Raw genomic sequence first — 9,961 nt, forward strand, 5'->3', positions numbered from 1 at the left:
TAATCAGGGTATAGTTTTTATATTAGCGTACAGGCTGTTGAAACATTTTTTAAAATATCACTTATAATTCAAATTAGTAGATAAGTTTTTATCCCTATTTCAACGATTGGATAAACCAATGAATAAAGTCCAATGGTTAAATTGTACGAAAAACAACCATAGTCGGTTTTATCCACAGGTTGTGCCGATTAGTTAATCGAAATAGGCAGATTTTGGGGAATATCGGCAAAAGTCAAGGCTGTAAATCAGAACAGTGATCTCACTTTTGCGGAGTTATCCCACAAAGCTGTGGATAACCTAGTGCAAAAGCCTGTTTATGATCTAAGGATAACCCTGAACAACTTATATCATTTATTATTAAAACCTCGATTCACATAAAAAAATGATGATATATCATGCTATTATGTTTTAACTTAAATCAGTGAAAAAACATTTTCCATCATCCTTTTTTTCTGTTTATTTATTGTACAGGAAGACAGTTATTTATGTTTACGCCACCAGCAGCACCTGAAAATGAATCCGTTTTACTCGCACGAGCACAAGCGCTGGCTGGTTATACCTTCGGTGAACTCGCCGCTTTTGCACAGCTTCCTATTCCTGAAAATTTAAAGCGTGATAAAGGTTGGGTCGGTATGCTATTGGAATACTATTTAGGTGCCAGTGCCGGCAGTAAACCTGAACAAGATTTTTCTCATATCGGAGTTGAGCTAAAAACCATCCCTATCGACCGTTTTGGTATGCCATTAGAAACGACCTTTGTTTGTGTAGCCGCACTTACAGGAAACAGTGGGATCACATGGGAGAATAGCCATGTAAAACGTAAGCTGTCGAAAGTATTATGGGTGCCTGTAGAGGGAGAACGGGAGATCCCATTAGCACAGCGTAGAGTCGCTTCCCCGCTACTTTGGAGCCCCAATCATCTTGAAGAAGAGCTACTGCGTCACGATTGGGAAGAGTTAATGGATATGATTGTCTTAGGAAAAGTAGAAAGCATTACTGCGCGTCACGGACAAGTATTACAAATTCGCCCTAAGGCTGCTAACAGTAAGGCATTAACCGAAGCCATTGGTGAAAATGGACAACGCATCATGACACTTCCCCGTGGTTTTTATTTAAAAAAGAACTTTACAACGCCACTGATTGCTCGTTATTTCCAACTTTAATGCGTTACAGTAAACAAAATGCCCCGAGTTATCTTAGTGAATAACTCGGGGCACATCGTATTTTTTGCTGGTAAATTATTAAACACAGTGAGTTGATGCTAATCGAACGCCTACTGCTCTGGTGATTTCTGTCAATGTTGTCAGTGTTGGATTACCATTTTCAGATAATGCTCGATAAATATGTTGTCGAGATAATCCTGATTTTTTCGCAATCACGCCCACTCCACCATGAGCCTCAATAATTTGCCGTAATGCAATTAAAAATGCACCTATTCCCCCAGGCTCATAAATACCTTCTAACGCCGTTTGCAAATACACCTCAGCATAATCAGGATCTTCTCGTAGTTCATTTATCATCTCTAAATCATGGTCAAGATATGCAGGAACAGTTTTTCTTTTTACTATATCTATTTTATTGGTCATTTTTCATCCTTACATGATAATCTTCAAGATAGTTCACTGCTTTATCAATATCTGCTTGTTGAGTACTTTTATTCCCTCCAACAAGTAAAAGAATAATAAATTCATTTTCTATTGAATAATAAACCCGATATCCCTGCCCGAAGTTTATTCGTAAAGCCCAGACTCCATCACGAACAAATTTATGATCGGCGAAGTTACCATAACATGCTCGAGTTACTTGTACTTCAATTTTAGCAGCCGCTTGAGGATCTCGTTTCCTAAGCTTTTGTATCCACTCTCGATAGGGTACTTTTTGGTTTCTGTCCTGATAACGCACTATTTTATATGGCATTTGCTTTCCTTATTGCCAAAGTCCTAATTGTTGCTTATAAATCACACTAAAAATGTAACTTATAACAGACAAAAATCAAAGAGGAAATATTTTTCGTACACATATCATAAAAAAATGCCCCGAGTTATCTTAGTGAATAACTCGGGGCACAAATAACAATTATGATTAAGTAATCAATAATTAACGATAGACAATACCGCCATCGGTTAAGATAGCTTGGCCCGTAATATAGTCGGAATCATCACTTGCCAAGAAGGAAACTAACGCAGCTACGTCATCAGGAGTTTGAGCACGACCTAGAGCAATACCGTCCACATATTTTTTATAGGTCTCACCTTTTGGTGCTCCAGTAATTTCAGCAAAACGCTCGTCAATCTCAACCCACATATCAGTGCCAACAATGCCCGGGCAATAAGCATTAACAGTGATGCCTGCGCTTGCATACTCTTTAGCTGCCGCTTGTGTTAATGCACGTACTGCAAATTTAGTGGCAGAATAAACCCCTAACATGGCAAAACCATCGTGCCCAGCAATAGAAGATGCATTAATAATCTTCCCTTTATGGCCTAATGCTTTAAATTTCTCAGAAGCGGCCTGAATACCCCACATCACACCATTAACGTTAATTTTGAAGATCCGATCCATATCTTCCGGGGTCACATCTGCAAGAGGTTTCACCTGTGCAATACCTGCGTTATTGATCATAACATCAAAACCGCCTAAGGTTTTTTCAGCATGTTCAACTGCCGCAAAGACTTCATCACGGTTGCTAATATCTGCAGCAAAGGTCGTTACTTTACGCCCTAACGCTTCAATTTCTTTTGCTACATCGGATAATTTATCTGCTTTTAAGTCAACCAGAGCAATATCGGCACCCTCTTTAGCAAGACGTAATGCGATACCACGACCAATTCCCTGAGCAGCACCTGTAACTAAAATTACTTTACCATTCAAAGCCATTGTCTTTCTCCTGAATATTTACAGATGAAAAAGCTCTTCCAAAAAAGAACTTTATTAATAATTTAACAGTAGCAATTAAAGTGCGATGTGACAAAGAAATGATCATTCACTAGTAAACACAATAAGTAGAATAGAATATAGTGAAAATAATTATCATTTAGAATAACAAGTTACCAAAAGGCCATCATCTGTTGCAAAAGAGCAGATGATCTTTTTTACTCATTAACTTTATAGTTAGCAAAAAATGCTTAACTCATTCATTTAATGGATAAAAATAAGGCAATATCTAAATAGATATTGCCTTGACATTATTTATGACAAAAAAGTAATTATTTTTTAGCCGCTTGCAGATATAGCATATCAAGTGCAATGGTTGCTCCGGCAAGGGCAGTAATATCTGATTGATCATACGCTGGCGATACTTCAACTAAATCCATGCCTACAATATTTAACGGCTGTAGAGCACGCAGCATTTTCAGCGCCTTATCCGTGGTTAATCCACCCACAACCGGTGTTCCTGTACCCGGTGCAAATGCGGGATCAAGGCAATCAATATCAAAAGTCAAATAAACAGGAAGTGAACCCACAATCTCTTTAATTTGCGCGACTAAATCATCAACCCCACGATCATTAACTTGTGCAGCATCCAAGACAGTAAAGCCGTTATTAGTGTCATGCTCGGTACGAATACCAATTTGCACTGAATGCTGTGGATCAATCAAACCTTCATTAGGAGCATGATAGAACATCGTACCGTGATCAAACTTACTGCCATTAGCATAAGTATCGGTATGAGCATCAAAATGCACCAAAGCCATTTTGCCAAAGTGTTTAGCGTGAGCACGTAATAGAGGTAATGTCACAAAGTGATCACCACCAAAGGTTAAACATCTTTTACCTGCTGCTAGCAATTTTTCCGTATGAGCTTGTAGCTTATCACTCATATCTTGCGCATCACCGAAGTTAAATACTAAATCACCACAATCAACAACTTTGAGGCGTTCACGCATATCGAAGTGCCAAGGCCAGCGATGTCCTTCCCACGCTAAGTTAGTCGAAATCTGGCGAATAGCGCCGGGCCCATGGCGAGTACCTGCACGACCTGAAGTTGCCATATCAAAAGGCACCCCAGTGATCACCCAATCAGCATCACTGCTATAAGGTTGAAAATTCAGTGGAAAACGTAAAAAACCAAATGCATTTGAGATCAAAGAATTATCAGTCTCATTACCTAACGTACAATTTTTCATGCCATTACCTCTGTTACTTATTTTAACAAGCAACATATAAATCAATATGATAGATAAAGAGTGATGTATCAACACCACTCTGCATTAGGAAGTAAGCATTACTCCTCTTCTTCCAGATAGGTATAACCGTATAAGCCACTTTCAAATTCAGTTAGGAACTGCTCTTGGAGTGCTTTATCTAACTGTGCATTTTTCACTTGAGTACGGAAGCGCTCCAACAATACCGCAGGATTAAGTTTTACATATTGAAGCATATCCGCAACGGTATCACCCTCTTCACTCAACTGATAAGTAAGATTGCCTTTCTCATCAAGATAAACATCAACAGCAGCTGTATCACCAAATAAGTTATGCATATTTCCAAGGATTTCCTGATACGCCCCCACCATAAAGAAGCCAATCATTGGTGGATATTCAGGATCATAAGCTGGCATTGGCATCGTGGTTTCGACCCCATCACCATCGACATAATGATCGATAATACCATCTGAATCACAAGTGATATCTAGCAATACAGCACGGCGATCGAGCGGTTTATCTAAACCTTCAATTGGTAATACAGGGAATAATTGATCAATTCCCCAAGCATCAGGCAATGACTGGAACAGTGAAAAGTTGACATAGAACTTATCTGACATACGCTCTTGCAGTTCATCAATAATCGGGCGATGGGCTCGATTACTTGGATCTAAATCATATTGAATATGACGACAGATATTCAGATATAACTCTTCCGCCCATGCACGCTCTGTCAGACTTAACATACCGTGTACATATTGAGTATGGACATCATGTAAATCTAATTGGCTATCATGTAGCCATTCACGTAATGAACGGCTATTCCCTTTGGTTTGCATCTCTTCCCATGTTTCCCAAAGGCTTGCGATAGGTCTTGGAGCATCTTCGTCCGGTGGCGTGATTGCAGTAAATTCGTTACGTTCAACACCAATAACATTGGAAATAAGCACCGTATGATGCGCAGTTAATGCTCGACCTGATTCTGTAATAACGGTTGGATGAGGTAATTCATTTTCATCACAAGCATCACCAATCGCCCAAATCACGTTATTAGCGTATTCATTAAGACCATAGTTAACGGAGCAATCAGATTGTGAGCGCGTACCTTCATAATCAACGCCCAAGCCACCACCAACATCAAAATACTGAATATTGACCCCTAATTTATGTAACTCAACATAAAAACGGGCTGATTCACGCACACCTGTCGCAATATCACGGATATTAGCCATCTGTGATCCAAGGTGAAAATGCAATAACTGCAAACTATCTAAACGACCAGCTTGGCGTAGCGTATCAATCAGTTGTAGTACTTGTGTTGCAGCTAGGCCGAATTTAGATTTTTCACCCCCACTGGCTTGCCATTTACCTGAGCCTTGAGAAGCAAGGCGAGCACGAACCCCTAAGCGGGGGATCACTTCTAAACGTTCGGCTTCTTCAAGTACCATTTTTATCTCAGACATTTTTTCAATGACCAAGAACACTTTATGACCGAGCTTTTCCCCTGTAAGGGCTAAACGAATATATTCGCGATCTTTGTAACCATTACAAACAATCACCGAACTGGTCATATTGGCATGAGCAAGCACTGCCATTAATTCAGCTTTAGAGCCAGCTTCTAATCCTAATGGCTCTCCAGCATTAATTAGCGATTCAATCACACGACGCTGTTGATTGACTTTAATTGGATAAACTAAAAAGTAATCCCCTTTGTAGCCATAAGACTCACGTGCACGATGAAAAGCGGCATTAATTGAGCGCAAACGGTGCTGTAAAATTTGTGGAAAACAAAACAGCGCAGGAAGGCGTAAATGTGAATGCTCTTCTTGTACTTGCTTAACTAATTCTGTTAAATCCAGCGTTGCTTCAGGCACATCAGGATTTGGGCAAACACTAATATTGCCGCGATTATTCGCGCAGTAGTATCCTCCCCCCCAATATGTGATGTTATAAGTCTGTTGCATCTTACGAGCGATGTTATCATTCATGACATTCTCCTTAGGGAGTATGAGTTTATACCTTGCCTGTCACTATAGTAGTCAATAATTTCATGGCTAGCTGAAATGACCGATAAATAACAGTTAGAAGTAATGACTCACTATATATTTTTGTATGATTATCCAGCCTAATGCAGGATATAGTAGTAGAAAGCGATGAAGTTAACCGACTAATAGTTAACACAATCACCTATTGGCAAGTAACAGACAACTTCGCTCTAAAGAAAAAGAGCTCAAAGAGGAAATCACTCTAGACATACTACGGGTATAGTATTGGCGAGTACTGTTTTGGTTTTTGAAAAGAATAACCAGTAGACAATGGATCATTACCCATTCACTCCACACATGGCTTAACCTTATAAGCCATTTCCCTAACAGAGAAACAGGATCAGCAATCCTGCGGTTTACACTGTGATTCAGTTTTCACAGTAACGGCGAGGTTATACCTGTAGTTGAATCAAAATGCAAAAACAAAATAGATAAATCGCTTTTTTTTATTATTTTTCTTTTTGCTCACTTGAAAAATTGTGTCACACAAAAAATGATATCAACTATTGGATGCGAGTTTATCCCTATATTTGATTAAAAAAAGCTGGAATTAAAGAGAAAACAGTCCTAAAATGGACGTCTAGATGTTAAAACATCCATCCTTAGACCATCTGTATTAAGGTAACGAGATATAATGACTACACACCTTTTTACTTCTGAATCAGTATCAGAAGGTCATCCAGACAAAATTGCGGATCAAATTTCTGATGCCGTATTGGATGCAATTTTAGAACAAGATCCAAAAGCACGTGTTGCCTGTGAAACTTACGTTAAAACAGGCATGGTGATGGTAGGCGGAGAAATTACCACCAAAGCTTGGGTTGATATCGAAGAGATCACGCGTAAAACAGTACGTGAAATCGGTTATACCAGTTCAGATATGGGCTTTGATGCTAATTCCTGCGCCGTTATCAGTGCGATTGGTAAACAATCCCCAGATATCAACCAAGGTGTTGACCGCGCAGATCCCCTTGAACAAGGTGCCGGTGACCAAGGCTTAATGTTTGGTTATGCCACTAATGAAACCGACGTTCTGATGCCAGCGCCTATTACTTATGCTCACCGCTTAGTCCAGCGCCAAGCTCAAGTACGTAAAAATGGCACACTACCATGGTTACGTCCAGATGCTAAAAGTCAGATCACTTTCCAATACGACAATAACAACATTGTTGGTATTGATGCCGTGGTTTTATCAACTCAGCATGCTGAAGATATTTCACAAAAAGACTTACATGAAGCGGTAATGGAAGAGATCATTAAACCTATTCTGCCAACAGAATGGTTAAATGAACAAACCAAATATTTCATTAACCCAACAGGTCGTTTTGTTATCGGTGGCCCAATGGGCGACTGTGGATTAACAGGTCGTAAGATCATTGTTGATACTTATGGTGGTATGGCACGCCACGGCGGTGGGGCATTCTCTGGTAAAGATCCTTCCAAAGTTGACCGTTCTGCGGCTTATGCTGCACGTTATGTTGCAAAAAATATTGTTGCTGCGGGCTTAGCAGATCGCTGTGAAATTCAAGTGTCTTACGCTATCGGTGTTGCAGAGCCAACATCTATTATGGTCGAAACATTTGGCACTGAAAAAATCCCTACTTCACAACTGATCTTATTAGTACGTGAATTCTTTGATTTACGCCCTTATGGCTTAATTCAAATGCTGGATTTACTGCATCCGATCTACCAAAAAACAGCAGCATACGGTCATTTTGGTCGTGCTGAATTCCCTTGGGAAGCAACAGATAAAGCTGAGATTTTACGTGAAGCTGCGGGTTTAAAATAAATTTCCCTTGTTTCATAGCAAACTCATTAAACCACATCTTTTAGGTGTGGTTTTTTTATTCCTGAAATTTATCTGTTTGTTAACCATAAAAAAACCCCGCAATATTAACGGGGAACTCAAAGTCAGTAAGAGAACAGGGAGTGATGATGAAATAAACAAATCAATCAGGGTAGTCTATCCACTCTCCTTCATTTAATTTGATATAAGATTTCCCTTGATAATCAACCACAATGGTATTTTGATTTTCTGATACCGTCGCGGTTTGTGGTAATTCACGGGTTAAAGCATTCCAATCAATGGTGGGTTGATTAAAGATATCGCCATTCACATTACGGAGAATAAAATCGGATAACGCTAAATAACTGCTTGGTTTATCTATCATCATAGGCGTATGAGGTAAACGTTGATTTTTAAGTCCAGTAAAACGAATACCGACAGGAACTGTAGTAATACTTTGGCTTGGAATATCTCGCAAACCAGACATCTGTGTTGTATCACCTTGTAATGCGGCTCCATGTTCAGGAACAATCACTACCATCACTTTTCTGCCACGTTTATCAAGGGTATTAATAAAAGCATTTAAGTTATCAAGTAGCGCTGAGGCTCTTTTGCCATAATCAGCCGTTGTATTTTCGCCAACGAACCTATTACCATCATGAAGTGACACTAAATTGACAAAGGTCACCGTCCGTTTTTCATCTGATTTTTCTCGTGCTTTTAACCAACGCTCTAAGGTCTCTTTATCGTTATAGATTTTAGAGCCATCAAAAGCGGTAATTTGATGAGAGAGTCCGTTTTGATCTTGCAACGGTACATTAAGATTACCTAACTCTCTAATTTCTTGAAGATAATGACCAAACTCGCCATTATGATCGAGCACCAATTTCTTCTCAAAACCTAAAGCAGCCAGATTATCCATCAATAAGCATTGCATATCGGCAGGATCATACAAATCAGCGTGTTGTGTTTGGCCACAACTGGCTCTTAATAAACGTAATGAAGCGGGGCCACTATAAGAAGCAACACTATTAAAGCGATTAAATAACACATCAAAGTTACCCCAAATAGGATGTTGCTGTAATCCGACGGCTGCCGCATCAGCGGTAGAGAGTGAACAAATATTAATAATTAAAATATCAAAGGGTTGTGCATAAGAAGAGAGCTGAGCGGGAGCCGGTGTGCTGCGTTTATTTTCGTAACGATAAAACTGAGCAAGCCATTCATCTAACACTTTGTTATTAGCTGGCTGTTTTTGTGGCGGGTAAGGTGAACTCAGTACGTTATTATTTTGCGCTCTAGTCTGCGCTGTCGATAATATTTCTGTATTTTGCGGTTGTGGCTGATCGATAGATGTGTTGGTTTGCTGAGTAAAGCTATTGGCAGAAACAGCAGAAACCATAGCGCCTGAAAAATGGGTAAAACCACTAATATTAAGCCACACTACACCCGCGATAATAAACACCGACACTCTTACCCACTGTTCAATAAAGAGATACCCTACCAGTAAAATAAATGCCACCCCGATCATCTTTAAGTTAATAAAATTAACAGCTAATTCAATGAGGTAAGAGAATGAAAAATTTTTTAACTGCCCTCCTTGTTCTAATACCGTTGAAAAACTAGGTAGCCAAGTGTCGTGGTAGAAAAGCATAACCCCTATAGGGATCGCTATCCAATTACGTAATTTATGCCAAAATGTTTTCGGTAATGGAAATAATAAAAATGCTAGAAAGAGTAAATTGCTAAATGCATCAAATTTTAAATAACCATACCAAAGCAAAACAAACTTTAGCAAAAAATAAAAATTCCAGGCCCCCAACCCATGCCAGTAATGTAAAAAACTTAACCGGGTTGTTTTAGTCTTGTTCATTTTAATTACCTACTTATTCGTATCTATATAATATCCGACATTGATATGAATATTCATATTTTCCTTTTTATACTTCTTATTTTTATAAATAACTATAAAGTTAACTCTTAAT

Annotated in this window: 8 protein-coding genes; 2 read left to right on the forward strand and 6 right to left on the reverse strand. The window is 39.1% G+C overall.

Annotated elements, in window-relative coordinates:
- Positions 1-485: 485 nt before the first annotated feature.
- Complete coding sequence (gene mutH / locus AACU95_RS15425; RefSeq protein WP_017827194.1) at positions 486-1,163, forward strand: DNA mismatch repair endonuclease MutH; 678 nt, start codon at positions 486-488, stop codon at positions 1,161-1,163.
- A 78-nt stretch (positions 1,164-1,241) separates the two neighbouring features.
- Here mutH and AACU95_RS15430 read toward each other — a convergent pair whose 3' ends face one another.
- The 5 genes from AACU95_RS15430 to speA all read right to left on the reverse strand — a co-directional run bounded on the left by AACU95_RS15430 (position 1,242) and on the right by speA (position 6,133).
- The gene (locus AACU95_RS15430) at positions 1,242-1,586 is read right to left on the reverse strand and encodes a helix-turn-helix domain-containing transcriptional regulator (protein WP_049203019.1); all 345 of its coding nucleotides are present in this window, start codon (positions 1,584-1,586) and stop codon (positions 1,242-1,244) included.
- The gene (locus AACU95_RS15435) at positions 1,576-1,917 is read right to left on the reverse strand and encodes a type II toxin-antitoxin system RelE/ParE family toxin (RefSeq protein ID WP_004244144.1); all 342 of its coding nucleotides are present in this window, start codon (positions 1,915-1,917) and stop codon (positions 1,576-1,578) included. Before AACU95_RS15435 ends, AACU95_RS15430 begins: the two co-directional genes overlap by 11 nt.
- Before the next feature lie 180 nt (positions 1,918-2,097).
- The gene (locus AACU95_RS15440; RefSeq protein WP_004244145.1) at positions 2,098-2,877 is read right to left on the reverse strand and encodes an acetoin reductase; all 780 of its coding nucleotides are present in this window, start codon (positions 2,875-2,877) and stop codon (positions 2,098-2,100) included.
- Between the two features lie 329 nt (positions 2,878-3,206).
- Positions 3,207-4,127 (reverse strand): agmatinase, encoded by a 921-nt coding sequence (speB, locus tag AACU95_RS15445; RefSeq protein WP_004248574.1) that lies wholly within the window; start codon positions 4,125-4,127, stop codon positions 3,207-3,209.
- Between the two features lie 98 nt (positions 4,128-4,225).
- Positions 4,226-6,133, reverse strand: a complete 1,908-nt coding sequence (speA, locus tag AACU95_RS15450; RefSeq protein WP_046334668.1) for a biosynthetic arginine decarboxylase — start codon at positions 6,131-6,133, stop codon at positions 4,226-4,228.
- Positions 6,134-6,824: 691 nt separating this feature from the next.
- Here speA and metK point away from each other — a divergent pair.
- Complete coding sequence (gene metK / locus AACU95_RS15455; RefSeq protein WP_004244148.1) at positions 6,825-7,979, forward strand: methionine adenosyltransferase; 1,155 nt, start codon at positions 6,825-6,827, stop codon at positions 7,977-7,979.
- Between the two features lie 160 nt (positions 7,980-8,139).
- Here the strand turns inward: metK and bcsG are convergent, their stop codons facing one another.
- Positions 8,140-9,849, reverse strand: coding sequence for a cellulose biosynthesis protein BcsG (gene bcsG, locus AACU95_RS15460; protein ID WP_087741114.1), 1,710 nt, complete (start codon positions 9,847-9,849; stop codon positions 8,140-8,142).
- Between the last annotated feature and the right edge of the window lie 112 nt (positions 9,850-9,961).

Source organism: Proteus sp. G4415, from assembly GCF_963896075.1.
GTDB classification, from domain to species: domain Bacteria; phylum Pseudomonadota; class Gammaproteobacteria; order Enterobacterales; family Enterobacteriaceae; genus Proteus; species Proteus mirabilis.

Excerpts from the sequence above, each read along its gene's own strand:
- mutH (WP_017827194.1), top strand. The coding sequence starts at position 486 with ATGTTTACGCCACCAGCAGCACCTGAAAATGAATCCGTTTTACTCGCA.
- AACU95_RS15430 (WP_049203019.1), bottom strand. The coding sequence starts at position 1,586 with ATGACCAATAAAATAGATATAGTAAAAAGAAAAACTGTTCCTGCATAT.
- AACU95_RS15435 (WP_004244144.1), bottom strand. The coding sequence starts at position 1,917 with ATGCCATATAAAATAGTGCGTTATCAGGACAGAAACCAAAAAGTACCC.
- AACU95_RS15440 (WP_004244145.1), bottom strand. The coding sequence starts at position 2,877 with ATGGCTTTGAATGGTAAAGTAATTTTAGTTACAGGTGCTGCTCAGGGA.
- speB (WP_004248574.1), bottom strand. The coding sequence starts at position 4,127 with ATGAAAAATTGTACGTTAGGTAATGAGACTGATAATTCTTTGATCTCA.
- speA (WP_046334668.1), bottom strand. The coding sequence starts at position 6,133 with ATGAATGATAACATCGCTCGTAAGATGCAACAGACTTATAACATCACA.
- metK (WP_004244148.1), top strand. The coding sequence starts at position 6,825 with ATGACTACACACCTTTTTACTTCTGAATCAGTATCAGAAGGTCATCCA.
- bcsG (WP_087741114.1), bottom strand. The coding sequence starts at position 9,849 with ATGAACAAGACTAAAACAACCCGGTTAAGTTTTTTACATTACTGGCAT.